Raw genomic sequence first — 25,860 nt, 5'->3', positions numbered from 1 at the left:
ATTGCGGACCGTGTGGCGGCATGGATGCCGCCACCGAGCCTACATGGACGTACTTGCGGCGTGTCCCGCGAGCGGCGAGGGCACCGCGCGCTCGACCAATCGACCACGCACTACTCTGTCTTCGCATGAACCAAGAATCTGTCCATAAAAAAAGCGCCTTGATCGAGATCGATCAAGGCGCTTTTTTTCACCTGATCAAGCGCGTTTGCCGCGCTTGCGGATCGGGGTGACTGTGGCCGGGTCGCGGCTGCCGACCGGGTCTGCGTCGTAGCGGCCGATGAATTCGCGCACCTGCGGATACACCACTTCGCGCCAGCGACGGCCGCTGAAGATGCCGTAATGGCCGGCGCCTTCCACCACCAGATGACGGCGATGCGCAGCATCGATGCCGGTGCACAGATCGTGCACCGCTTCGGTCTGACCGAGGCCGGCGATATCGTCCAGTTCGCCCTCGATGCTGAGCAGCGCGGTGTTGCGGATCGCCGACGGCTTCACCAACTGACCATCCACTTTCCACTTGCCCTGCGGCAGCAAAAAGTCCTGAAACACTACGCGAATCGTGTCCAGGTAATACTCGGCCGGCATGTCGAGCACGGCGTTGTATTCGTCGTAGAACTGCCGGTGCGCCTGCGCATCCTGCAGGTCGCCCTTGACCAGATCGGTGTAGAAATCCCAGTGCGACATCACGTGCCGGTTGGGATTCATCGACAGGAAGCCGGCATGCTGCAGGAAGCCCGGATATACCTGCCGGCCATGCCCCGGATAGGGGAACGGCACGGTGTGGATCAGGTTGTTCTGGAACCACTCGATGCCGTTCTCGGTGGCCAGGTTGTTGACCTGGGTCGGGCTGCGGCGTGCATCGATCGGCCCACCCATCATCACCAGCGAGCGCGGCGTGGGCTCGTCGTTGGTGGCCATCAGCGATACCGCCGCGAGCACCGGCACGGTGGGCTGGCACACGCTCACCACATGCAGGCGGTCGGCGCCGATGTGACGGATGAATTCCTGGATGTAGCTGATGTAGTCCTCGAGCCGGAACGCGCCGGCTTCCAGCGGCACCATGCGCGCGTCGACCCAGTCGGTCACGTAGACCTTGTGGTTGCGCAGCAGGGTACGCACGGTGTCGCGCAGCAGGGTGGCGTGGTGGCCGGACAACGGTGCCACCACCAGCACGGCAGGCTGTTGCTTCATCGTGCCGATCAGCTCGACATGGTCGCTGAAACGCTTGAAGCGCAGCAGGCGGCAGAACGGCTTGCTCAGGACTTCGCGTTCGATGATCGGCAGCGAGTGGCCGTCGACCTCGACATCGTCGAGCGCCCAGGCGGGTTTTTCGTATTCCTTGCCGAGGCGGTGGAACAGCTCATTGCTGGCTGCCATGCGTTCGGCGCCCGGGAGCGAGGCCCACAGACTGTCGGGGTCGGAGAACATCTTGGCGTTCGCCTGGGCCTGATGCACCCAGGGGGCGAGCAGATTACGGGTTAGCTCGTGCAGTTGATAAAGCATTCCACCCATCCGTGCGGCTTTGCTGCCACGCAGCATACCCGCTTTGGCGCATTTGCACCTTAATGGGGCTGCGGACGGTAGAGGTTGTCATAGGAGATATGGCAAGCGTAAGCAGCTTCATCTGCCGCCATTTGTGATCTTCCGAACGGCTTAGCGCTACGGAAGATCGCGTTAATAGTAGAACCATCGAAGCCCCTCTCCTGCGGGAGAGGGGTTGGGGTGAGGGTACGGGGCAAAGTCACACGCGGTAAGTCATTCAAGCAACCAACGGACTACTCTCAACCGCGCTCGAGTGCCGATGCCTCCCCACCCAACTGCGGCGACAACCAGCAATGCGACCCCAGCGCCGCAAAGCCCACGCTGGCGAAGCGGCGCCGATACCAGCGCGCCGGACGCGGCTGAAAACCATCGTGATCGCCCTCGAAGGCATCCTCCTGTGCAAACGTCTCCAGAAACGCCACGCCTGCGCACATCTCGGCCAATCCGGGCAGGCCCTGGTTGAACTCACGCGTGGGTACGTAATGCAGCACGTCCGAGCAGATCAGCAGATCCACCGGTGCGCACGGGCGCAGCCAGGCGAAGTCGCCGAAGCGGGCAGGGTGGATCTGCCGGCTGCGCCCGTAGCGCTGCACTGCATAGGCGCTGCTGTCGAAACCCAGATAACTGAGCTTTGGCCGCAACGCCAGCAACGGTGCGCGCCACGCGGCCTCGCCACAGCCGATATCCAGCACGCTGCGAATCGGGCGCTCCAGGTAGTACTCGGCCTGGCTTACCGCGAGTGCGACCTTGCGTCGCAGGCGCGCCGGGTCGGCTAGGCCGGCATCGCGATACCAGCGGCTGAAATAGTGGGCGTCGTACTGTTTGTCGTCGGGCTGATGCATGGGCGGATGTGCTTTCGCGCGAGCGGATAGGTGAAAATGCGGGCCATCCTACGCCAGCCAGCGAAGCCAGCCCATGACCCTGTATCTGTGGATCAAGACCTTCCACCTGTTGTTCGTCATCGCCTGGATGGCTGCGGTGTTCTACCTGCCACGCATCCTGGTCAATATCGCCGAAGCCGGCGCCGAACCCGCAGTGCGTGCGCGCCTGGTGCTGATGGGGCGGCGCCTCTACAAGTTCGGCCACAGCATGCTGGGTCTGGCGCTGGTGCTGGGTGCGGTGTTGTGGCAAGGCTATCGGGTGATTCCTGACTTCCCGACGATGGTGGCTGGCGGCTGGATGCACGCGAAACTCTTTGCAGTGGCGCTGATTCTGGCGCACTACATCGTGTCCGGGCGCTGGTTGAAGGGCGTGGACCAGGGGCGCGCCGTGCCCAGCGGCCGCGCACTGCGGTTGTTCAACGAAGTGCCGGTGTTCTTGTTGGTCGGCGTGATCTGGCTGGTGCTCGCCAAGCCGTTTTGAGCGCTGTTGACGAACAGGCGGCATGTGCCGAGGCGCTGGCCGACGCAGGGTGATTGGGTCAGCTAGCAATTACGCGCCGACACCCAGCTCGCTCAGACCTTTGCGTGCGATGTCGATCCAGGCGCGTTGTTCGCGCTGGTAATGCTTGGGCGAGGCGGCCGCGTGGCGTAGCACCTGCTCGAAGATGGCCTTGGCCTCCTGCTGGCGCGCAGCGCGCAGCAGCAATTGCGCGTAGCGCACGCGAGCTTCTTCGCCCGGATAGCCTTGCGCAAGCGTCTCGTACTCGTGCAAGGCCTCGTCGATGCTGCCGCTGTCTTCGACCGCGCGTGCATACAGCAGATGGCCGTCGTGCGAACGGTAGGTGGGGTTGGCTGCGATCAAGGCATCCAGGGTCTTGCGTGTTTCCGCAGCCTGGCCCAGCCCGTACTGCGCCTTGGCCAGGCCCAGCATCAAGTCCGGATCGTCGCGGTAGATGCCGCGCAGCGCGCCTTGGTAGAGCTCTGCCGCACGCGCGTAATCGCCTTGTTCCAGCAGTGTCTGCGCGAGTCGGCGGCGGTTTTCCGGGGTGTCGGCCACGTCCAGCTGGCGCGAGGCGTCGCGTTGTTCGCGTTGCGGATCGATGCGCTGGCGCACCTTGCGCAGGCCACGGCGTGCTGTGGGGTCGTTGCGCAGGTCCGGGATCACCGCCACGCATACATAGATCAGGACCGCCAGGAACGAAAACGCCAGCAGGATGAAGATCCAGTACAGCGGGCGGCCGCTACGCACCACGTGCACGCAGCAGGCGGCCTGTAACACCAGCGATAAAAGCAGCAGTGGGCTCATTGTGCGGACATCCTTTTCATGCGTGCCTGGCGGTGCGATGGCGCGCACTGCGCCATCGTGAGTCAACCGCCGATCAGTTGCCTTCGTAAGCGCCGTAGCTGCGCAGGCGCTCGTAACGCTGCTGCAGCAGGGCGTCGACCGGGATCTTTTCCAGCGCGTCCAGCTCGTTGAGCAGCACCGCTTTCAGGCGCTTGCCCATCTGCTCGGGATTGCGATGCGCGCCACCGGTGGGCTCGCGGATCACCTTGTCGACCAGGCCCAGGCCCTTCAAGCGCTTGGCGGTGAGGCCGAGCTGCTCGGCAGCGTCCTTGGCCTTGGCGGCGTCCTTCCACAGGATCGAGGCGCAGCCTTCGGGCGAAATCACCGAGTAGGTGCCGTATTCCAGCATCAAGGTGCGGTCGCCCACACCGATCGCCAGCGCGCCGCCGGAACCGCCTTCGCCGATCACGGTGCAGATCACCGGAACTTTCAGCTCGGCCATTTCCAGCAGGTTGCGCGCGATCGCTTCGGACTGCCCGCGCTCTTCGGCGCCGATGCCGGGGTAAGCGCCGGGTGTGTCGATGAAGGTCAGCAGCGGCAGGCGGAAGCGATCGGCCAGCTTCATCAGGCGCAGCGCCTTGCGGTAGCCCTCCGGGCGCGGCATGCCGAAGTTGCGCGCCACCTTGGTCTTGGTGTCGCGGCCTTTCTGGTGACCGATGATCACCACCGGGCGGCCGTCGATACGGCCCAGGCCACCGACGATCGCCTTGTCATCGGAGTAGGCGCGGTCGCCGGCCAGCTCCTGGAATTCGTCGCAGATGATGTTGATGTAGTCCAGCGTGTACGGACGCTGCGGGTGGCGCGCCAGCTGCGAGACCTGCCAGGCGGAGAGGTCGCGGAAGATCTGCGCGGTGCGTATGCGCAGCTTGTCGCGCAGCGCACGCACTTCGGTGTCCACGTTGACTGCAGGGCCGGTGCTGGCCTTGCGCAGTTCCTGGATCTTTGCTTCCAGATCGGCGATGGGTTGCTCGAAGTCGAGGTAGTTAGGATTCATGCAGTGGTGTCGTCAACGTAAGGCGGGAAGTGTAGCTGAAGCGGTGCGCCCGACCCGTACGGAACCGTTCGGATGCGGGGATTCGGGATTCGCAACAGCGGTACAGAGCAACCCGAACGTAGCAGCGCCGCTCTTGCCAATCCCGAATCCCCAATCCCGGCCCCTCACGCCCACGGTGGGCTGTACTTGATCTTCAAGGTGCGCACTGCCGGGTCGGCGCGCAGGCTGTCCATCAGGTGCTGGTCGATGCGCACAGAGTGGCTGCCGTTGAGGTCGAGCATGCCGGCGACGCCGCCGCTTTGGGCGCGTAGAAGCAGGTCCAGGCGCAGCGGGGTCTTGCCGGGGCGGTGCTTGGCCAGCAGGGCGTCGATGCGCTTCCAGGCCTGCTTTTCGCGCAGGTCCAGGCGCAGCGACAGCCGTTGCGCGTGGTCGGCACAGATCTGCTCGTAATCCCAGCACTGGCGGATGCGCAGGCTGTAGCCGCCGTTGAATTCGTCCTCGCGCAGGCCGCCCTTGACGATCAGGATGCGGTCGCGGGTGAGCAGATGCCCGAACTCGGCCATCGCATCGGAGAACGCACTGCACTCGACCCGGCCACGGCCGTCTTCCAGTTGCACGAACACCTGGCTGTCGCCCTTGCGGCGCACGCCGACCACCAGGCCAGCGAGAATGGCGCTGACTTCCGGGCGCCAGGCACGTTTTTCGCCATCGCCGCCGCCGCCACCGCCACGTTGTTGCGAGGCGAGGATCTTTTCCAGCGACCCCAGATCACAGCCGACCAGTTCGCGGACTTCGTCGCGGTGCGGGTCGAACGGATGCCCGCTGAGATAGAAGCCCAGCGTTTCGCGCTCGCCGGTGAGCAACTGGCCCAGCGGCCATTCCTTGCTTTCCGGCAGGTCCAAACGCAGCGCAGGCGCACTCGCATCTGCGCCCCCGAACAGCGAGTTCTGCCCCGAGGCGCGCTCGCGCGCCATCTGCTCGGTGGCTTTCATCACCTCCGGCAGCTGCAGCATCAGCGAGGCGCGGTTCTTGCCCAGGCCGTCCATCGCGCCGGCATTGACCATCGCTTCCAGCGTGCGCCGGTTGAGCTTTGCAGTGCCCACACGCGTGCAGAAATCCAGCAGCGTGGTGTAAGGACCGCCGCGCTGGCGTTCTTCGATGATCGCCTCGCACGCGCCCTGGCCGACGCCCTTGATCGCGCCCAGGCCGTATTGAATCGTGTCCGGGGTGGCGGCTTCGAACATGTAAGCCGACTCGTTGACGCGCGGCGGCTTGACGGTCAGGCCGAGGTTGCGCACTTCATCGAGAAAGCCGACCACCTTGTCGGTGTTGTCCATGTCCGAGGACAGCGTGGCGGCCATGAACTCGGCCGGGTAATGCCGTTTCAGCCAGGCGGTCTGGTAACTGACCAGCGCGTACGCGGCGGCGTGCGACTTGTTGAAGCCGTAGCCGGCGAACTTCTCCATCAGGTCGAAGATTTCGTCGGCCTTATGCGCGCTCACGCCGCCCTTGGCGGCGCCCTCGCGGAAGATCTCGCGGTGCTTGGCCATTTCGGCCGGCACTTTCTTGCCCATCGCGCGGCGCAGCAGGTCGGCGCCGCCCAGCGAATAATCGCCGACGATCTGCGCCATCTGCATCACCTGCTCCTGGTACACCATGATCCCGTAGGTGTCCTTGAGGATGGCCTCGGTGCGCGGATCCGGGTAGATGATCTCCTGCTGGCCGTGCTTGCGAGCGTTGAAGTCCGGGATCAGGTCCATCGGGCCGGGGCGGTACAGCGACACCAGCGCGATCAGGTCTTCGAAACGGTCCGGGCGCGCGTCCTTGAGCAGGCGGCGCATGCCCGAGGATTCGAACTGGAACACCGCACCGGTATTGCCCGAGGCGAACACGCCCTTGTAGGTGGGCACGTCGTCGAGCGGAAGCGTGGTGATGTCGACCGGGTCGATGCCGGCGCGCGCGTGGCGCACGTTGATCGCCTTGACCGCCCAATCGATGATGGTCAGCGTGCGCAGGCCGAGGAAGTCGAACTTGACCAGGCCGACCGCTTCGACGTCGTCCTTGTCGAACTGGGTGACCTGATTCTTGCCGCGCCCGCCCTCGTCGTGTTCGGCGAACAGCGGGCAGAATTCGGAGAGCGGCTCGGGCGCGATCACCACGCCGCCGGCGTGCTTGCCGGCGTTGCGGGTGAGGTCCTCGAGCTGGCGCGCCAGGTCCATCAGGTCGCGCACGTCGTCTTCGACCTGATAGCGCTGGATCAGGTCCGGCGAGGCCATCTCCGAATCCTTGCCTTCGCCCATCGCATCCTTGAGCGTGATGCCCAGGATGTTGGGGATCAGCTTGGCAACGCTGTCGACCAGACCATAGGTGAAGCCGAGCACGCGCCCGGCGTCGCGCACCACTGCCTTGGCCGCCATGGTGCCGTAGGTGATGATCTGGCTGACCCGCTCGCGCCCGTACTTGCGCGCCACGTAGTCGATCACCTCGTCGCGGCGATCCATGCAGAAGTCGATGTCGAAGTCGGGCATCGACACGCGCTCTGGATTCAAGAAGCGCTCGAACAGCAGGTTGTACGGTAGCGGATCCAGATCGGTGATCTGCAGCGCCCAGGCCACCAGCGAGCCGGCGCCGGAACCGCGGCCCGGGCCGATCGGAATGCCCTGGTTCTTGCCCCACTGGATGAAGTCGGCCACGATCAGGAAGTAGCCGGGGAAGCCCATCTTGATGATGGTGTCCAGCTCGAATTCGAGCCGGTCCACGTAATCCTGGCGGGTCTTGCCGGGTGCGATCGGGCTTTTTTCCAGGCGTGCGGCCAGACCGTCGCGCGCCTGGCTGCGGATCCAGCTGTCCAGCGTCTCGTCTTCCGGCACCGGATAGGCGGGCAGGAAGTAGGTCCCCAGGCGCATCTCGATATTGCAGCGTTGCGCCAGCGCATGGGTGTTGTCGATCGCGTCGGGCACGTCGGCAAACAGCGCGGCCATCTCGTCGGCAGACTTCAGGTACTGCTGGTCGCTGTATTCGCGCGGGCGCTTGGGGTCGTCCAGCACGCGGCCGGACGAAATGCACACGCGCGCTTCGTGCGCATTGAAGTCGCTGGCATACAGAAAGCGCACATCGTTGCTGGCCACCACCGGCAGGCCACGCACGCCGGCTGCATGCAGGGCGAACTGGTTGAAGCGTTCTTCGCCCTCGCGCCCGGTGCGGGTGAGCTCCAGATGCAAGCCATCGCCGAACACGCGTTGCCAGTCGGCCAGTTGCTGCTCGGCCAGATCGGCGCGGCCTTCGCCAAACAGGCGCCCGGCCAGGCTGTCGCGGCCGGCCAGGGCGAACAGGTTGGCGTGGCCGCTCTGCAGCCATTCGGGATGGATGGCCACGCCGCCTTCAGGGCGGTGGCCTTCCATCCAGGCGCGGGTGAGCAGCCGAGACAGGCTCAGGTAGCCTTCGCGGTCGCGGCACAGCAGGGTCATGCGCCAGGGCGTCATGTCCGGTGTGGCGATCATCACGTCGGCGCCGGCGATCGGCTTGATGCCCACGCCTTCGGCGGCCTTGTAGAACTTGACCAGCGCGAACAGGTTGTTGAGGTCGGTGACCGCCAGCGCGGGCATGTCGAGTTCGACCGCGCGGCTCAGCAGGTTGGCCTGCTTGGCCTTTTTCGGGTCAGCCTGATCCGGTTTCTCGGGCACACGGATGGTGGAATCCGCCAGCGAGAACTCGGTGTGGACGTGCAGATGGACGAAGCGGGAAGTGGACATGCGAGACCGGAATAATGCGCGGTCAGGGTAGCGACCGTGGCCGGGCCGAACAAGGCTTGACAGCGCAGGCAGGGTGCCGCGGCCAGACGCCACGGGGGCTGGCCGGTGCAGCCGATTCAGGGTTTGGCTAGCTGTATGGAGGGCAGCGATGGCGATTGCGCGGATCGGGGGGCGTGCGGGGCTGCGCGAGTACAACGTCGGCTGCGCGAAGCCACGGCCGAAGCGGGCCGCATGCGCGCGGATGGATGGCACCGATACCGGGCCAGGTCCCCTGGATCCCCTGGACTGCGGTCAGTCAGTCGGCCAGCAGCAGGCCATCGGCCGGGGCCACGCAGGGCACGTCCCAGTTCGACGGGGCGGCGGTCTCGATTCCCAGCGCACGCCGCACCGGTGCGAAACTGCGGCGATGCTGCGGGCAGGGCCCGTGCGTCTGCAATGCGGCCAGATGCACCGGCGTGGCGTAGCCTTTGTGCTGGTCGAAGCGGTATTCGGGATGCTGCGCGTGCAACTCATGCATCAGGCGGTCGCGGGTGACCTTGGCCACGATCGAGGCGGCCATGATGGCGCGGTCGAGCGCATCGCCACCGATCAAGGCTTCGGCCGGGCAGGGCAGCCCTTTGGGTACGCGGTTGCCATCGATACGCGCGAACCCGGCCACATGCGCCACCCCTTCCACCGCGCGGCGCATGCCCAGCATGGTTGCCTGATAGATGTTGATGCGGTCGATCTCTTCGCTGTCGATCAGCACCACCGACCACGCCAGCGCCCGCTCGACGATGCGCGCGTACAACTGCTCGCGCCGCTCGGCAGTCAGTTGCTTGGAATCATCCAGCCCGTTGATGCGCGGTTTGCTGGGATCGAACACCACCGCAGCCACCGCAACCGGCCCGGCGAGCGGGCCGCGGCCGGCTTCGTCCACGCCGGCAATCAAGCGCCGGGATTCGGCATTCGGGATTTGGGATTGGCCGAACAAGGACGACTGGCGCGCCTCGGTGCTGGCGCTATCGGCTTGTGCGCGCGGAGCCAGGATTTTCACGCCTTTGCTCCTGACGAATCCCGAATGCCCACTCCCGAATCCCTGCCTTCCAGCAGCCCGGCCACCGCATCGGCCGCGCGCGCCGATGCGTCGCGGCGTAGCTCTGCGTGCAGGGCCAGATACCGCGGCTGCAGCGCGGCGACTTTCTCCGGGTGCTTGAACCAGTCCAGCAGGGCCACGCACAAGCGTTCCGGGGTGCAGTCGTCCTGCATCAGCTCGGGCGCCAGATCATCGTTGGCCAGGATATTGGGCAGCGCATAGCGGTTGACCTTGAGCAGACCCAGCGTCTTGACGATGCGGTAGGTGAGCGGGGCGACCTTGTAGCCGACGACCATCGGGCGCTTGACCAGCATCGCCTCCAGCGTGGCGGTGCCCGACGCCAGCAACACCACGTCGGCAGCCAGCATCGCGGTGCGCGCCTGGCCGTCGAGCAGGTGCGAGCGCAGCACCGGCAGCGATGAGTGCGACAGCTGTTCGGCCAGCAATTGCTTGCAGCCAGGGTTGGCTGCCGGTACCAGCACGTGCAGGTTGGGCAGATGTTCGGACACCAGCCAGGCAGCCTGGAAAAACGTATCGCCGAGCTTGCTGATTTCGCCATGCCGGCTACCTGGCAACACCGCCAGCACGGTGCTGGAGGCAGACAGGCCCAACTTGGCGCGCGCGGCTGCGCGATCGGCCTGGTAGGCGATGTCGTCGGCCATCGGGTGGCCGACAAACCGCGCATCGATGCCGTGCCGGGCGTAGATCGGCGGCTCCATCGGAAACAGGCACAGCACCAGGTCGGCGCTGGCACCGATCTTCTCGGCACGCTTCTCGCGCCATGCCCACACCGAGGGGCTGACGTAATGCACGGTGCGCACGCCACGCTGCTTGAGCCAGCGCTCGACCGAAAGATTGAAATCGGGTGCGTCGATGCCGATGAACACATCCGGCTTCCAGGCCAGCACGCGCTCACGAAACGTACGGCGCAGCTTCAACAGCCGCGGCAGATGCTGCAGCACTTCGGTCAGGCCCATCACCGCCAGCTCGCTGGCATCGAACCAGGTCTGGCAGCCGGCGCCGCGCATCGCATCGCCACCGATGCCGACGAACTCGGCAGTCGGATAACGGCGGCGCAATTCATCGATCAACCCGGCACCCAGGATGTCGCCGGAGGCTTCGCCGGCGATCAGCGCGATGCGTGGAGAGCGGAGATTGGGGATTGGGGATTGGGGATTGGCCAGCGCGTCGTGCACGACGTCGCCCGGTGTGGTGTGGACGCTTTGCATCCCCAATCCCGAATCCCGAATCCCGGCCTTCATCGCAACAACGGCCTTTCCGCCGCTTCGATGAACTCGAGCAGCCCGCGCACGTCCTCGCTGCTCTTGGCCTGTTCGGCCAGCTGCAGTTTGGCCTCGCTCAGCGGCAGGCCGGCGACGTACAGCGTGCGGTAGGCGCGCTTGATCGCGGTGATGCGCTCGGCATCGAAGCCGCGACGCTTGAGCCCTTCGCTATTGATGCCGCGTGGGCGGCCCAGCGATTCGCTGCCGACCATGGTGAACGGCGGCACGTCGCCATTGGTCAGCGCGCCCATGCCCAGGAAGGCGTGCGCGCCGATGCGGCAGAACTGATGCGCGCCGGCAAAGCCGCTGATGATCACGTAGTCGCCGACGGTGACGTGGCCGGCCAGCGTGGTGTTGTTGGAAAACACACAGTGATTGCCCACATGGCAGTCGTGCGCCACGTGCGTGTAGGCCAGCATCCAGTTGTCGTCGCCGACCACGGTGATGCCGCCACCGCCGCCGGTACCGCGATTGATGGTGACGAATTCGCGGATCACATTGCCGTCGCCGATCACCAGTTCGGTACGCTCGCCGGCGTACTTCTTGTCCTGCGGTTCGCCGCCGATCGCGGCGTGGCCGATGAAGCGGTTATTGCGGCCGATCCGGGTCGGGCCATGGATCGAGCAATGCGGCCCGACCTCGGTGCCCGCGCCGATCTCCACATCGGCGCCGATCAGCGAAAACGCGCCGACGCGGACGTCGTCGGCCAGCGTTGCCGAGGGATCAATGACCGCCGTGGGATGAATCAAAGGTGTCGAATCACGCATCGTGTCTTACTCCGAAAGCGGGTTATTACCTGGCGCCGGCGCACATCACCTCGGCACTGGCCACCACTTCGCCATCGACCTTGGCCTCGCCGTAGAAGCATCCCACGTTACGGATCAGGCGCTTCATCTTAACCTCCATGATCAACACATCGCCCGGGATCACCTGCTTGTTGAAGCGGGCGTTGTCGACCTTGACCATGTAGAACAACTGCGACAACGCATCGCGGCCCAGGCCGAGTTGGGTCATCACGCCACCGACCTGCGCCAGCGCCTCGATGATCAGCACGCCAGGCATCACCGGACGGTTCGGGAAGTGGCCCTGGAAGAACGGCTCGTTGATGGTGACGTTCTTCTGCGCCACGATCCACTTGGTTTCCAGATCGAGTTCGAGGACCCGGTCGACCAGCAGAAACGGGTAACGATGCGGGAGCAGCGTCTGGATCTGACTGACGTCGATCGGCAGCTCATACGTGGGGTAACTCATTCTTTCTCCTTGCCCACAGCCAGAATGCGCCTTGCCAGCACATCGAGTTGTTTGAAGCGCGCGGCATTCTTGCGCCACGTGCGATTGTCGGTGAGAGGGGTGCCGGACGAATACTCGCCCGGCTCATGGATGGAATTGCGCACCACCGATTTGCCGGTGATCACGACCTTGTCGCAGATCTCCAGGTGGCCGACCACGCCGACATGCCCGCCAAGCAGGCAATAACGGCCGATCTTGGCGCTGCCGGCAATGCCGGTGCAGCCGGCGATCGCGCTATGCGCACCGATATGGCAGTTGTGCGCAATCTGCACTAGGTTATCCACGCGCACGTCTTCTTCCAGCACGGTGTCTTCCAGCGCGCCGCGGTCGATGCAGGTGTTGGCGCCAATCTCGCAATCGTCGCCGATCACCACACCGCCCAGTTGCGGCACCTTGATCCAGTGGCCGGCATCCATCGCCAGGCCGAAACCGTCGGCGCCGATCACCGCGCCGGGGTGAATGCGCACCCGCTTGCCCAAGCGCACTCGTGTGACCAGGGTGACGCGGGCGATCAGTTCGCTGCCATCGTCCACCACGCAGTCTTCGCCGATGATGCTGCCGGTGCCGATCACGCAGCCATCGCCCACGCGGCTGCGCGCGCCGATGCTGACGAACGGGCCGACATGCGCGCTCGGCGAGACCTGAGCGGTGGGGTCGATCACCGCCAAGGGATGGATGCCCGGTTCGCGCACCGGCGCCACATCGAACAAGGCGGCGATCTTGGCGAATGCGGTGTACGGGTCCTTGGCAACCAGCACGGTGCCGTGCGCCGCCTCAGCGTCATCGGCGCGTACCACCACCACCGCCGCTTGCGTGTCAGCCAGCTGCGGCCGGTAGCGCGGGTTGGACAGGAAGCTCAGCTGGCCCGCTCCGGCGTGCGCCAGCGTCGCCACCCCGGTGACTTCGGTTGCGCCGTCGCCGACGACGGTCAGACCAAATTGTTCAGCAATCGCAGTGGCGGTCAGGGCCATCAGGTGAACCTCGCGTAAACAGTAAGTGGCTGTTTTTACGGAAAAAAAACATAGCCAAGAATCCGCTAAACAGTCAGGCGTATCTGTTGCCTGGCCGCAACCGAGCGGCTAACCCAGGAAGAAGCATATGAAAACTCTCCTCTCCATGTTCGCCGGTATCGTCCTGCTTGGCGCAGTCAGCAGCGCCTCGGCCGACGACTTCGCGCAGCAGCGGGCCGACGCTCAGAGCTTCTGGGACCAGCAGGTCCAGTGTGTCAATCCGTCCGATTGGAGCGGGACGGCGAGCTGCCTGAGCACGCTGTTCCAGAGCTACCTCTGAACCTGTAACGCCTCAGGTACGACAGATAAACAATGGCGGCCCGATCAGTCGGGCCGCCATTGTTTTGCGTGCGTCTTAGAACTGGCCGCCGAAGGTGAACTGCAGACGTTCGATCTCGTCGTTGTCTTCCTTCTTCAGCGGGAACGCGTAGCTGATCGAGATGGGGCCGACCGGTGCGCGCCACAGCAACGCCACGCCGGTGGACGCGCGCAGTTCGTTGGCCTTGAAGTTGTCCACGCCGCTGTACACGTTACCGAAGTCGAAGAATGCCGACACGCGGGCCGACGGGCTGTCGAACAGCTTCGGGAAATACATTTCCACCGAGCCCACGGTCTTGAACGAGCCACCCAGCGGCTGGCCGCGATTGAAGCCGTTGATGGCTTCCGAACGCGGGCCCAGGGTGTTGTCTTCGAAGCCGCGCACCGAGTTGGTGCCGCCGGCGTAGAAGTTCTCGTAGAACGGCAGGCCGGTGGCGGTGATGGTGCGTGACACACCATTGCCATCGGTCACCACGCGCGTGCTGTCATTGCCGTAGCTGTCGCCATAGCCCAACTCGAAGCGCGTGTTCAACACGATCGCCGGGATGATCGGCCAGTAGTTGGAGATCTGGTAATTGAGCTTGTAGTACTCGACCGTGGAGCCGGGCAGGGTGGTTTCCAGGCCGACGCGCTGGTACATGCCTCGGGTTGGCATGAAGAAGTCGTTGCGGGTATCGCGCGCCCAGCCCAGCTCGGTACGCCAGGCGTGGAAGGTGCGGGTGCCGACCGCATCGATGTAATCGATGATCGCCCGCGGCGTCGTGCCCGGGAAGGTGGTGATCTGATTGCTGTCGATGCCGACCATTGCCGAGACGGTATCGTTTTCGGTGATCGGCACGCCGAACACCACCTGCGCCGAACCATTCTTGCTGTTGAACTGCGCGGTGTTGAAGTCCGAGTAGTCGAGTGCGCGCCAGGACAGGTTGTAGCCCAGCGACACGCCGTCGTCGGTAAAGAACGGGTTGGTGTAGGAGAACGCATAACGCTGCTGGAAGGTGCTGCGCGAGGCTTCCACCGCCACGCGGTTACCGCCGCCCAGGAAGTTGTTCTGCGACAACTGCACCGAGGTGGTCACGCCGAAGCTCTGCGAGTAACCCAGGCCGAACACGAAGCTGCCGGAGGTGGTTTCCTTGACGTTGTAGACCACGTCGACCTGGTCGTTGCTGCCCGGCACGGCCGGCGTTTCCACGTCCACGCTCTCGAAGTAGCCCAGGCGTTGCAGACGGATCTTGGAACGGTCGATCGCCGCCTGCGAGTACCAGGTGTTTTCGAACTGGCGCATTTCGCGGCGCAAGACCTCATCCGAGGTGCGGCTGTTGCCCTTGTACAGGATGCGGCGCACGGTCACGCGCGGGCCCGGCACTACCTGCAGGTTCACCGCAACGGTGCGGTCCTCGCGGTTCGGCGTCGGGATCGGGTTGACCTTGGCGAACGCGTAACCGACGTTGCTCAGCGTGTTGGTGATCGCATCGGAGGTGTATTCCAGCAACGCGCGCGAGAAGATGTCGCCGGCCTTGGGAATGACCAGCCGCTCGATGTCGGCCTGCGGCAACACGGTGTCGCCGGTGACCTTGATCTCGGAAATCTTGTACTGCTCGCCCTCGGTGACGCCGGCGCTGACGAACATGTCGCGTTTGTCGGGGCTGATCGAAACCTGAGTGGAGTCGATGCTGAAGTCCACGTAGCCGCGGTCCAGATACCAGGAGTTGAGCTTCTCCAGGTCGCCGGACATCTTTTCCTTGGAGTACTGGTCGTCGCGGCGATACCACGAGGCCCAGTTGTGCTCCTTGGATTCCCAGTTTTCCAGGATGTCCTCGTTGGCGAACTTCTCGGTGCCGATCAGGTTGACGTGGCGGATCTTGGCCGCCTTGCCTTCCTTGATCGCGATGGCCACGTCCACGCGGTTGCGATCCAGCGGGCTCACCGTCGGGGTGATCTCGACGTTGTACTTGCCGCGGTTGTTGTACTGGCGAGTCAGTTCCTGGGTCACGCGGTCCAGGCTCAGCCGGTCGAAGGTGCCGCCTTCGGTCAGGCCGATATCGCCCAGGCCCTTGAGCAGCTCTTCGGACTTGATGTCCTTGTTGCCGGTCACGGTGAGCTTGTTGATCGCCGGGCGCTCCTTGACCGTGATCACCAGGATGTTGCCCTGGCGATCCAGCTGCACGTCTTCGAAGAAGCCGGTGCGGTACAGCGCGCGGATCGAGTCGGCAACCTTGCCATCGTCCACGGTGTCGCCGCGATTCACCGGCAGATAGGTGAACACGGTGCCGGAGGCAATGCGCTGCAGGCCGTCGACGCGGATGTCGCTGGCAACGAACGGCTCGGCCGCCAGGGCGAGGGCTGGCAGGCTGAGGCCGGCGGCAAGAGCGAGGGCAAGCAGGCGGCGAGTGGGAAGACGCGTCATGTCACATCCGGTTGGAGTCGATTTCGGGTGTTGCTGGATGCCGACGTATGACGACGACAACAGGCGGAAAGGGTGGAGCAGTTTCATCGTGGAAGCAGGCCGAGGATGTCGTTGTAGAACGCCAGTCCCATCAGCCCTGCCAGGAGCGCCAGGCCGACATATTGCCCGGCAATCATGGCCCGTTCGCTGATCGGGCTGCCCTTGATCAACTCGATAAGGTAATACAGCAGATGCCCACCGTCCAAGATCGGGATGGGCATCAGGTTGATGATCGCCAGGCTGAGCGACAGCAATCCCAGGAAATACAGGAACCAGTCGAGCCCGCGTTCGGCCGAGGCATTGGCGGCGCGCGCAATTGTGACCGGGCCGGAGATGTTTTTCACCGAGGCCTGGCCGGTCAGCATGCGCTTCATCATGCCCAGCGAATCGGCGGTCATCTTGCCGGTTTCGCGGATGGCGGCAGGGACGGCGGCGAACAGGCCGTACTGCTGGCGGCTGTCGTAGGCCGGGGCCGGTGCGGGGGCAAACCCCACGCCCAGCATCCACTGTCCTTGCGGCGATTTGCGCGGGGCAATTTCCAGCGCCAGCCGGTCTTCCCCGCGTGCGACCTCGATCATGCCGTTCCCGCCCTGCGCGCCCAGCGTCTGCAGCTGGGCAGGAATCTCGTCGGCGGAGCGGATCGGCTGGCCATCGATGGCCACGATGCGGTCGCCCGACTTGAGCAGGCCCTCTGCCGCAGAGCCCGCGACCACCTGACCCACCACCGGTGGCTGCAGCATGAATTGCCAGCTGATGCCGGCCAGCGCGGCCACGCGGCGCTCGTCGAAACCGGCCGGCAGCTGCGACAGGCGCAGGGTGTGCTCGCTGTTGCCGGCGCCCTCGGCGGCGGTCAACACGCGGATATCGCGCCTGTCCATCGCTGCGGTGGTGAGCTGCATGCTGGCATCGCTCCAGCTGCTCACGTTGCGGTCGTCGATCCGCACGATGCGCTCGCCAGGCGTCAGCCCGGCTTCGGCAGCCAGGCCATCGGCACGGCCGACGGTGGCCGAATAATCCTGCTTGCCGACCACGAACATCGCCCACAGCATCGCCATGCACAGCAACAGGTTGGCGATCGGGCCGGCCGCGACAATGGCGATGCGTTGCCACACCGTCTTGCGATTGAAGGCCTGATCCTGCTCGGCCGGATGCACCTCGCCTTCGCGCTCGTCGAGCATCTTGACGTAGCCGCCCAACGGAATCGCGGCGATCGCGAACTCGGTGCCGTGGCGGTCGCGGCGCATCCACAACGGCTTGCCGAAACCCACCGAAAAGCGCAGCACCTTGACGCCGCAGCGCCGCGCGACCCAGAAGTGCCCGAATTCGTGGAACGTCACCAACACGCCCAGGCTGACGATCATCCACCAGACCGAACCGATGAAATCACCCATGGATGCAACTCGGCTGCGTGGATCGATCAGGCATGAAAGGAATGATGGGCGAGGGCGCGTTCAGTGATCTGCCGGGCTTGGGCATCGGCAGAAAGAAGGGTGTCGAGGGTGTCGGCATTGTGCCGTGGGAGCGTTGTCAGTGTGTGTTCGACCAACGCTGGGATCGCTAGGAAACCCACTTTGCCCTGAAGAAAGGCTGAAACAGCCACTTCGTTGGCCGCGTTCAGGATCGCTGGCGCGGTTCCACCGGCCTCCAGTGCCTCCCAGGCCAGCCGCAGACACGGAAATGCGGCGGTGTCCGGCGCTTCGAAATCCAGTCGCCCCTGGGTCAGCAGGTCCAGCCCGGCAACGCCCGATTCGACCCGCTCCGGCCACGCCAGGCCGACTGCCAGGGTGGTACGCATGTCCGGCAGGCCAAGCTGGGCCAGGGTGGAGCCGTCGACGAATTCGACCAGCGAATGCACCAGGCTTTGCGGGTGCACCAGCACATCGATCTGCGCGCCGGGCAGGCCGAACAGGTGATGCGCCTCGATGACCTCCAGGCCTTTGTTCATCAGGGTCGCCGAATCCACCGAAATCTTCGGGCCCATCGACCATTTGGGGTGCGCGACCGCTTGCGCCGGGGTGACCGCGCCCAGTGCGGCGCGCTCCCAGCCACGGAACGGGCCGCCGGAGGCGGTCAGGATCACCCGACGCACGCCACGGCTGGCGTCGCAGGAGCGCAGGCACTGGAAGATGGCGCTGTGCTCGCTGTCGATCGGGATGATCTCCGCGCCCGCCGCCGCCGCGGTGCGGGTCAGCAGCTCGCCGGCCAGCACCAGCGATTCCTTGTTGGCCAGCAGTAGGCGCTTGCCGGCGCGTGCGGCGGCCAGGGTCGAAGGCAGGCCGGCGGCGCCCACGATGGCGGCCACCACGGTGTCGCAGGCATCGCTGCCGGCCAGTGCATCCAGCGCCTCGCTACCGGCATGCGCTTGCGTGGCCAGGCCTGCCGCACGCAAGCCATCGCGCAGCGCCGGGTACAGGGAGTGGTCGGCAATCACCGCATGCGCGGGTCGATGCGCGGCGCATAGCGCCAGCAATGCCTCGACCTTATTACCGGCCGACAGCACGCTGGCGCGCAGCCGCTCGGGGTGACGGGCGATCACATCCAATGCCGACGCACCGATCGAGCCGGTGGCGCCGAACACGGCGACCTGACGGAGAGAAGAGCCAGCCATGCCTAGAATCCGAGAATTTCCTTGCCGAGTGCGAACACCGGCAGGGCGGCGAGCACGCCATCGATGCGATCCAGTACGCCGCCGTGGCCCGGAATCACCGCGCCCGAATCCTTGGCGCCGGCGTGGCGCTTGAGCAGGCTCTCGAACAGGTCGCCCAGCACCGAGGCCAGCACCGCAATGGCAGAGACCAGCATCAGCTGCGGCACATGCGCCAGGGTCAGACCGGCCAGCCAGCCGAATGCGCAGGCGACCACGATGCCGGCAAGCATGCCGCCGAGCAGGCCTTCGATGGTCTTGTTCGGGCTGACCCGCGGCGCCAGCTTGTGCTTGCCGAACGCGCGACCGGCGAAATACGCGCCCGAATCGGCCGCCCACACCATGGTCAGCGCGGTCAGCAACCACAGATTGCCCTTGTCCGGATTGGCATGCAGCAGCACCAGCGCGGCCCAGGCCGGCAGCACCGCCAGCGTGCCGGCGGCCAGCTTGAGCGCACGCGCCTGGCCGTTGCCGTGGTCGGCGCCAAAGGTGAAAAAGCGCAGCCAGAGCAAGGCCAGCAGCCACCAGGCGACGCCCACCAACGCGGCAATCTGGAACAGCACCATGGAGCCGGCCGACGCCCACACCATCAGCACCATCAGCAGCAGATTGAGCATCAGCAGCACGGTGCGCGGCAGGCTGTCGTCGATGCCGGACAGCTTGAGCCACTCCCACAGGCCGGTCAGGAACAGGATCGCCGCCAGCGCTGCCAGCCATTGAGTCGGCAGCAGCACGATCGCGCAGATGGCGAGCGGCGCCATGATCAACGCGGCAATCACGCGGGTCCTGGTCATGCGGAGGAGGCCTCTGTCGCCTTGTCGGCAATCTGGGCGCTGGTCAGGCCGAAGCGACGTTCGCGCCCGGCATAGTCGTCCAGCGCCTGCTGCAGCACCGCGGCATCGAACTCCGGCCACAGGGTTTCGGTGAACCACAGTTCGGTATAGGCCAGCTGCCACAACAGGAAATTGCTGATGCGGGTGTCGCCACCGGTGCGGATGAACAGATCCGGCGCCGGCAGGTCGGCCAATGCGATCCGGCTGGCCAGCAGGGCTTCGTCGATCTGCTGCGGCTGCAGACGGCCGGCAGCCACTTCTTCGGCCAGTGCACGTGCGGCCAGCGCGATGTCCTGGCGGCCGCCGTAGCTGGCAGCGATGCTCAGCACCAGCCGCGAGTTGGCGGCGGTGATGCGCTCGGCGCCGGCCATGCGCTCGCGCAACGGCGCGGCAAAGCGGCTGCGGTCGCCGATGAAACGCACTTGCACGCCACGCCGCTGCAGTTCGTCGACCTCGCGATCGAGTGCATGCAGGAACAGTTTCATCAAGGCATCGACTTCCTCCTGCGGGCGGCCCCAGTTTTCACTGGAGAACGCGAACAGGGTCAGCGCCGAGACGCCTTTTTCCAGGCAGAAGTCGATGGTGCGATTGACCGCGCGCGCGCCTGCGCGATGGCCGATCATGCGCGGACGGCGCCGACGCTGCGCCCAACGCCCATTGCCATCCATGATGATGGCGATGTGGCGCGGCACGGCGGCAGCGGAGGGTTCTGGATGCATGGCAGGCGATGCCACGATCAGACCGTCATCAGTTCCTGTTCCTTGCCCTTGACGACCTCATCCACGTCCTTGATTGCCTTGTCGGTGAGCTTCTGGATGTCGTCTTCGGCGCTGCGCGCCTCGTCTTCGGTGACTGCCTTGTCCTTGAGCAGATCCTTGACCTGCTGGTTGGCATCGCGACGGATGTTGCGGATGGCCACCTTGCTGTCTTCGCCTTCGCCATGCACGGACTTGCTGAGCTCCTTGCGGCGCTCCTCGGTCAGCGGCGGCAGGTTCAGACGGATCACGGTGCCGACCACGGTCGGGGTCAGGCCCAGATCTGAGGCGTAGATCGCTTTTTCCACGTCCTTGATCATGCCCTTGTCGAACAGGCTGATGACCAGCGAGCGGCCTTCGGAGACGCTGATGCTGGCAACCTGATTCAAGGGGGTGTCGGTGCCGTATGCCTTGACCTTGATGTTGTCCAGCAGCGCCGGAGAGGCGCGGCCGGTACGCACGGTGGTCAGGGAATGGCGCAGAGCATCGATGCTCTTGGTCATGCGCGTGAGCGCGTCTTGTTTGATCTGGTTGAGCATCGCCGGAATCCGTGTGGAGCTGAATCCGGGGATTATAGCCGGGACTGCGTTTTGAGACTTGCCGGCTGGCAGGGTCCTGCGCAGCCGGTTCACTTGCGGCGCCGCTTCAGCCCGGCGGCGCTATCGGTCAGGTATCAGCGCAGTCCCCGGCAGCGCGCCTTTGCGAATCCCGAATCCCGGTTCCCCAATCCCAACCTCAGCTCCGGCCCTGAACCAGCGTGCCGATCTGCTCGCCGTGCAGGATGCGCAGCAGCACGCCGGGCTCGCTCATGCCGAAGATGCGCAGCGGCAGGTCGCTGTCGCGTGCCAGGGCGAAGGCGGCGGTGTCCATCACTTCCAGGCCCTGCATGATGACCTGGTCGTAGGTCAGGGTGTCGTAACGCACCGCATCGGTGTGCTTCTTCGGGTCCTTGTCGTACACGCCGTCGACCTTGGTTGCCTTGAGCAGCAGGTCGGCGCCGATCTCGATCGCGCGCAGCGCCGCGCCCGAGTCGGTGGTGAAGAACGGGTTGCCGGTGCCGGCGGCGAAGATCGCAATGCGGCCCTTTTCCAGATGACGGATCGCGCGCCTGCGGATGAAGTCTTCGCACACGTCGTTGATCTTGATCGCGCTCATCACGCGCACCTTGGCGCCGAGCTTTTCCAGCGCGTCCTGCATCGCCAGTGCGTTGATCACGGTGGCCAGCATGCCCATGTGGTCGCCGGTGACGCGGTCCATGCCGCTGGCGGCCAGACCTGCGCCGCGGAAGATGTTACCGCCGCCGATCACCAGTGCGACCTGCGCGCCGGCCTGCTGCGCTTCGATCACTTCATGGGCGAGGCGATTGATGACTTTGGGGTCGATGCCGTAATCCCCGTCTCCCATCAGCGCCTCCCCGGAAAGTTTGAGAAGAATGCGGCGATAGGGAAGTGCAGACATGGGGGAACCTCGGTGTGGGGGATCGGCAAACGCCGGCAAGTCTAGCGGAAGCCTGTCACCGGGCGTGGTAAAAATTCGCTTGTCGGGGCGTGACGTGATGCGTTGCTCAGTGCGCGCGCGGCGGCTGCGGGGCTGGCACATCGGTCGCATCGTAAGCGGTGACACGGTTGCGGCCGCGATGCTTGGAGCGATACAGCGTGCTGTCGGCAGCCTGCAATAAATGCTCGATGCTCTCGAACTGGCGGCCGCCGCCGCCATGCGTGGCCAGCCCTGCGGAGAAGGTGATGTGCAGCGGGCCGCTCTGCAATTGCGCCATCGGCGTGCGCGCGGTTTCGACCAGGATGCGCTCGATCACCATCAATGCGGCGTCGGCTGTGGTGTTGGGCAGGATCACCAGAAATTCTTCGCCGCCATAGCGTGCGACCAGGTCGCTGGTGCGCACCATCCGCTGCAGTGTCTGCGCAAAATTGCGCAGCACTTCGTCGCCGATCAGATGGCCATGCGAGTCGTTGACGCGCTTGAAGTCGTCCAGGTCGATGAAGGCGATCGATAGCGGCCAGCTCTGGCGTGATGCAAGCTCGAATTCGTGCTCGAGCGCAGTGCCGAGCTGATGCCGATTGAACACGCCGGTGAGTGCGTCGCGGCTGGCCTGTTCGGCCAGATGACGCATGCGGTTTTCCGATTCGTCGGCATGCCGGCGCGCTTCGGCCACATCCTGCAACTCGCGCAGGCTGCGCAGCATCGCCAACTCGCGGGCCTGCTCGAAGATCATCTGGATGTGCTCGGGCTGCGGTACGCGGATGTCGAACAGGGCTTCCAGTTCGGGCAGCGATTCGGCGATGCGCTCGATCACTTTTTCGAAGCGTTCGGCGTCCAGTTCCAGCACCTGCTGGGCCTGCTGTTGCGCGTGTTCGGTGGCGGTGACCGCGCTGGCCGACAGCCAGATATCGGCCAGTCGCCCGGACAGCGCGACACAGGCCATGAACGGTTCCAGGCTGGCCGGCTCCTGTTCGCTTTGCGCGATCGCGTTCTGCAGATATGGCGGCAACTGCCATTGATGCGCAAGCCAGGCGCCGACCTCGGCATGGGTTGCGCCCAGGTGCTCGCGCTCGGCTTCCAGCAACGCGGTGTTGTCCGGTGCCTGTTCCAGCAGCGGCGCATACAGCGCGGGTGCGCCTTGCAGCAGGGCCAGTTTGCCGATGTCCTGCAGCAGGCCGGCCAGCATCAATTCTTCGGGTTTGCGGATGCCGTAGGCCTGCCCGAGGATGCGGCTGGCCAGTGCGCACAAGCCGGCACGCCGCCAGATACGATCGTGCAGCGGATGCGCGGTGAAGGTGCTGCGCACGCCGTGCACCATCGAAAACCCAAGTGCCAGGCTCAAGGTGGCGTTGAGGCCGAGCATGGTCAGCGCCTGGCCGAGGTTGTCGATGCGGCGGCGGCTGGCGTACAGCGGCGAATTGGCAACGCGCAGCATGCGTGCGCTCAATGCCATGTCCATGCCGATGACATTGGCCGTCGCGGTCATGTCCACATCGGGGTCTTGCGCAAGTTCAATGATGCGCAGCGCGACGCCGGGCGGCGATGGCAGATTGCGGCAGTAGTGCAGGGCGGCTTGGAGGTCTGGTTGCATGATTCATCGCCGACAGTGAGCGCAAGCATACAGCTGCGTTCGTTGAGTGGGGCACGCCAAGCTTTGCCATCGCTGCGCTGCGATATGCGCGTTCTGGACGCTGAGAGCCTTGTCGGCATTCAGATTTAGCGGCCACCGTCACAACATCTGTAGAGTCGAGGTCGGTTGTCGGTGCGGTGTATGCGTGCGCTTCAGCTTCAGAAGTCACTGCGAATGCGCATCAGATTTCAGGCAAAAAAAAGCCGCGGCATGCCGCGGCTTTTTTTGCGTGTGGCGAAGATCAGGCCAGGCCGGCCTGCTTCATCACTTCGGCGGCGTAGTCTTCCACCACCTTCTCGATGCCTTCGCCAACGGCCAGGCGCTGGAAGCCGATCACCTCTGCACCGGCCGCCTTGACGGCCTGCTCGACGGTCTGATCGGTGTTCAGCACGTACGGCTGACCGTACAGCGTGACTTCGTTGATGATCTTGCTGATCTTGCCGCTGATGATCTTTTCCAGGATCTCGGCCGGCTTGGACTTGTCCTTCTCGGACATCTTGGCCAGCTCGATTTCCTTTTCCTTGGCAACGAACTCGGCCGGAACGTCGGAGGCCTTGACGTGCGGCGGGTTCATCGCGGCGATGTGCATGGCGATGCCGCGTGCCAGCTCGATGTCGCCACCCTTCAGCTCGACCAGCACGCCGATGCGGCCGCCGTGCACGTAGGCCGCGACGTTGTTGGCGCTGTCGATGTGCACCAGGCGACGCACCTGCAGGTTCTCGCCGACCTTGGCGATGACCGCAGCGCGGCGTTCTTCGATGGTCTCGCCGCTGTCGAGCTTGACGCTCTTCAGCGCTTCGGCATCGGCCGCATCCGAGTTCAACGCAGCGGTGGCCACGGTCTCGGTGAAGGCCAGGAAGTTCTCATCCTTGGCGACAAAGTCGGTTTCGGAATTGATTTCGACCAGCACGGCCTTGCCGCCGGCCTGGGCGGTCGCGATGCGGCCTTCGGCGGCAACACGGTCGGCCTTCTTGTCGGCCTTGGCCAGACCCGACTTGCGCAGCCATTCGGCAGCGGCGTCGATGTCACCGGCGTTTTCGACGAGTGCCTTCTTGCACTCCATCATGCCGGCGCCAGTGCGCTCGCGCAGTTCCTTGACCAGGGAAGCAGTGATTTCCATGGAATTACCTCGTTTGGACGAATGCATGCGGCGGAGATGTTCCGCCAATGAGGAGACGGCGCAATGTGCTGGCCGCCCCCGTAGATGTCTTCAGTGGCCCGGGCGACGGGACGCCATGGTCCCGTCGGGGCTGCGGCCGCACAGCATGGTGCGGCCGCATTGCAGGCCGATTACTCGGCAGCAGGAGCAGCCGGAGCTGCGGCGTCGGCCGGAGCGTCAGCCTTCTTTTCGGTCTTCTCGGCCTTCTTGGCCGGGGCGCGACGGCCCTTGCCTTCGTCGGCGGATTCGGCCGAGAACTCTTCTTCGCGCACGGAGGCGGAGTTCGGAGCAGCAGCCTTGCCTTCCAGCACGGCGTCGGCAGCGGCGCGTGCATACAGCTGCACGGCGCGGATGGCGTCGTCGTTACCCGGGATGGCGTAGTCGACCAGGGCCGGGTCGTAGTTGGTATCGACCACGGCGATCACCGGGATGCCGAGCTTCTTGGCTTCCTTGATGGCGATGTCTTCATGGCCGATGTCGATCACGAAGATCGCGTCGGGCAGGCGGTTCATTTCCTTGATGCCGCCGAGCGAGGCGTCCAGCTTCTCTCGCTCGCGACGCAGGCCCAGCACTTCGTGCTTGACCAGCTTCTCGAAGGTGCCATCGGTCTCGGCCGCTTCCAGTTCCTTCAGGCGCGCAACCGACTGCTTGACGGTGCGGAAGTTGGTCAGCGTGCCGCCCAACCAGCGCTGGGTCATGAACGGCATGTTGCAACGCTCGGCTTCTTCCTTGATGGACTCGCGCGCGCTGCGCTTGGTGCCCAGGAACAGGATGGTGCCGCGCTTCTGCGCGATCGAGGAGAGGAAGTTCATCGCGTCGTTGAAGAGCGGAACGGTCTTCTCGAGGTTGATGATGTGGATCTTGCCGCGCGCGCCGAAGATGTACGGCGCCATCTTGGGGTTCCAGTAGCGGGTCTGGTGACCGAAATGGACGCCGGCTTCCAGCATCTGACGCATGGTGACTTGGGGCATTGAAGTAATTCCTGGTAGCGGAATCGCCGTGCGCGGCTTGTTGTTGAAAAGTCCGCACATGGATGTGCGGGCTGTTGCGAGGGACTCGCATCAAAACGCACATGATTCCGGGGTTGGGCTTCCCTGTCGCCTCCGTGTCGAACCCCTCGCGGGGCACCCCGGCACGGATGGCGGCGGCAGGTGTGAATTCGTCGGTGACGTCCGACGTGGACGACGCAATGCGTAAAGACGCAAAACAGCCGGCGGAGTATAGCGGCCAGGGCGCGTCTGCGCAATTGGTCGGCTTGGGGACGTCCAGCTGCGCTGAAGCTCAACAGCTTGGGCGCCTTGAGAGGTTCATTGGAGGTGTGGATGCGTTGGGGCAGAGCGGCTGGTCTGTTGATTGGCTGCAGGGTCCTTGCCCGCCCACCATCGCGGGACACGCCGCAAGTACATCCA

At 64.8% G+C, this 25,860-nt stretch carries 22 protein-coding genes; 2 read left to right on the top strand and 20 right to left on the bottom strand.

Annotated elements, in window-relative coordinates:
* Positions 1-195: 195 nt before the first annotated feature.
* Positions 196-1,539 (bottom strand): polyhydroxyalkanoate depolymerase, encoded by a 1,344-nt coding sequence (locus AC1KVG_RS21270; RefSeq protein ID WP_162498260.1) that lies wholly within the window; start codon positions 1,537-1,539, stop codon positions 196-198.
* A 242-nt stretch (positions 1,540-1,781) separates the two neighbouring features.
* Complete coding sequence (locus AC1KVG_RS21265) at positions 1,782-2,384, bottom strand: class I SAM-dependent methyltransferase (protein WP_317061872.1); 603 nt, start codon at positions 2,382-2,384, stop codon at positions 1,782-1,784.
* 73 nt (positions 2,385-2,457) lie between these two features.
* On the opposite strand from AC1KVG_RS21265, the gene AC1KVG_RS21260 reads away from it, so the two are divergent.
* A complete protein-coding gene (locus tag AC1KVG_RS21260; RefSeq protein ID WP_168959396.1) occupies positions 2,458-2,904 on the top strand; it encodes a CopD family protein in 447 nt (148 codons plus the stop codon).
* 69 nt (positions 2,905-2,973) lie between these two features.
* Here the strand turns inward: AC1KVG_RS21260 and AC1KVG_RS21255 are convergent, their stop codons facing one another.
* From AC1KVG_RS21255 to lpxD, 8 genes are all read right to left on the bottom strand, one after another.
* Positions 2,974-3,729, bottom strand: a complete 756-nt coding sequence (locus AC1KVG_RS21255) for a tetratricopeptide repeat protein (RefSeq protein ID WP_481095731.1) — start codon at positions 3,727-3,729, stop codon at positions 2,974-2,976.
* A gap of 73 nt (positions 3,730-3,802) precedes the next feature.
* Entirely contained in the window at positions 3,803-4,762 is a 960-nt protein-coding gene (locus AC1KVG_RS21250; RefSeq protein WP_481095730.1) for an acetyl-CoA carboxylase carboxyltransferase subunit alpha, read from the bottom strand.
* A 164-nt stretch (positions 4,763-4,926) separates the two neighbouring features.
* Positions 4,927-8,514, bottom strand: coding sequence for a DNA polymerase III subunit alpha (dnaE, locus tag AC1KVG_RS21245; RefSeq protein ID WP_481095729.1), 3,588 nt, complete (start codon positions 8,512-8,514; stop codon positions 4,927-4,929).
* A 295-nt stretch (positions 8,515-8,809) separates the two neighbouring features.
* The gene (locus AC1KVG_RS21240; RefSeq protein WP_481095728.1) at positions 8,810-9,550 is read right to left on the bottom strand and encodes a ribonuclease HII; all 741 of its coding nucleotides are present in this window, start codon (positions 9,548-9,550) and stop codon (positions 8,810-8,812) included.
* Entirely contained in the window at positions 9,547-10,818 is a 1,272-nt protein-coding gene (gene lpxB, locus AC1KVG_RS21235; RefSeq protein ID WP_481095727.1) for a lipid-A-disaccharide synthase, read from the bottom strand. Before lpxB ends, AC1KVG_RS21240 begins: the two co-directional genes overlap by 4 nt.
* Positions 10,819-10,847: 29 nt before the next feature.
* Positions 10,848-11,639, bottom strand: coding sequence for an acyl-ACP--UDP-N-acetylglucosamine O-acyltransferase (lpxA, locus tag AC1KVG_RS21230; RefSeq protein WP_317061877.1), 792 nt, complete (start codon positions 11,637-11,639; stop codon positions 10,848-10,850).
* A 25-nt stretch (positions 11,640-11,664) separates the two neighbouring features.
* Positions 11,665-12,123 carry a 3-hydroxyacyl-ACP dehydratase FabZ gene (gene fabZ / locus AC1KVG_RS21225; protein ID WP_006452824.1) on the bottom strand — a complete coding sequence of 153 codons (459 nt, stop codon included), beginning with the start codon at positions 12,121-12,123 and terminating at the stop codon, positions 11,665-11,667.
* Positions 12,120-13,133 (bottom strand): UDP-3-O-(3-hydroxymyristoyl)glucosamine N-acyltransferase, encoded by a 1,014-nt coding sequence (lpxD, locus tag AC1KVG_RS21220; RefSeq protein ID WP_481095726.1) that lies wholly within the window; start codon positions 13,131-13,133, stop codon positions 12,120-12,122. The genes fabZ and lpxD overlap by 4 nt, the downstream gene beginning before the upstream one ends.
* A gap of 127 nt (positions 13,134-13,260) precedes the next feature.
* Here lpxD and AC1KVG_RS21215 point away from each other — a divergent pair, with 127 nt between their 5' ends.
* Complete coding sequence (locus AC1KVG_RS21215) at positions 13,261-13,452, top strand: hypothetical protein (protein ID WP_114997561.1); 192 nt, start codon at positions 13,261-13,263, stop codon at positions 13,450-13,452.
* A 75-nt stretch (positions 13,453-13,527) separates the two neighbouring features.
* On the opposite strand, the gene bamA is transcribed toward AC1KVG_RS21215, so the two are convergent.
* The 10 genes from bamA to rpsB all read right to left on the bottom strand — a co-directional run bounded on the left by bamA (position 13,528) and on the right by rpsB (position 25,422).
* Entirely contained in the window at positions 13,528-15,894 is a 2,367-nt protein-coding gene (bamA, locus tag AC1KVG_RS21210; protein ID WP_205391953.1) for an outer membrane protein assembly factor BamA, read from the bottom strand.
* 83 nt (positions 15,895-15,977) lie between these two features.
* Positions 15,978-17,324, bottom strand: coding sequence for an RIP metalloprotease RseP (gene rseP, locus AC1KVG_RS21205; protein ID WP_481095725.1), 1,347 nt, complete (start codon positions 17,322-17,324; stop codon positions 15,978-15,980).
* 26 nt (positions 17,325-17,350) lie between these two features.
* Positions 17,351-18,541, bottom strand: a complete 1,191-nt coding sequence (locus tag AC1KVG_RS21200) for a 1-deoxy-D-xylulose-5-phosphate reductoisomerase (protein ID WP_023903434.1) — start codon at positions 18,539-18,541, stop codon at positions 17,351-17,353.
* Between the two features lie 2 nt (positions 18,542-18,543).
* Complete coding sequence (locus AC1KVG_RS21195) at positions 18,544-19,371, bottom strand: phosphatidate cytidylyltransferase (RefSeq protein ID WP_104549366.1); 828 nt, start codon at positions 19,369-19,371, stop codon at positions 18,544-18,546.
* Positions 19,368-20,129 (bottom strand): polyprenyl diphosphate synthase, encoded by a 762-nt coding sequence (gene uppS, locus AC1KVG_RS21190; protein WP_043889096.1) that lies wholly within the window; start codon positions 20,127-20,129, stop codon positions 19,368-19,370. The genes AC1KVG_RS21195 and uppS overlap by 4 nt, the downstream gene beginning before the upstream one ends.
* Before the next feature lie 17 nt (positions 20,130-20,146).
* Positions 20,147-20,704 (bottom strand): ribosome recycling factor, encoded by a 558-nt coding sequence (gene frr / locus AC1KVG_RS21185; RefSeq protein WP_006452832.1) that lies wholly within the window; start codon positions 20,702-20,704, stop codon positions 20,147-20,149.
* Positions 20,705-20,900: 196 nt separating this feature from the next.
* Entirely contained in the window at positions 20,901-21,623 is a 723-nt protein-coding gene (gene pyrH, locus AC1KVG_RS21180; protein ID WP_006452833.1) for a UMP kinase, read from the bottom strand.
* Positions 21,624-21,729: 106 nt separating this feature from the next.
* Positions 21,730-23,253 (bottom strand): sensor domain-containing diguanylate cyclase, encoded by a 1,524-nt coding sequence (locus tag AC1KVG_RS21175; RefSeq protein WP_095574863.1) that lies wholly within the window; start codon positions 23,251-23,253, stop codon positions 21,730-21,732.
* Between the two features lie 280 nt (positions 23,254-23,533).
* Positions 23,534-24,439 carry a translation elongation factor Ts gene (gene tsf / locus AC1KVG_RS21170; protein ID WP_481095724.1) on the bottom strand — a complete coding sequence of 302 codons (906 nt, stop codon included), beginning with the start codon at positions 24,437-24,439 and terminating at the stop codon, positions 23,534-23,536.
* Positions 24,440-24,582: 143 nt separating this feature from the next.
* Complete coding sequence (gene rpsB / locus AC1KVG_RS21165; RefSeq protein ID WP_023903440.1) at positions 24,583-25,422, bottom strand: 30S ribosomal protein S2; 840 nt, start codon at positions 25,420-25,422, stop codon at positions 24,583-24,585.
* Positions 25,423-25,860: the final 438 nt, after the last annotated feature.

Source organism: Xanthomonas sp. NCPPB 3959 (genome assembly GCF_056675575.1).
The sequence above is the reverse complement of the archived record's forward strand: the minus strand, read 5'-3'. Positions and strand labels throughout refer to the sequence as shown.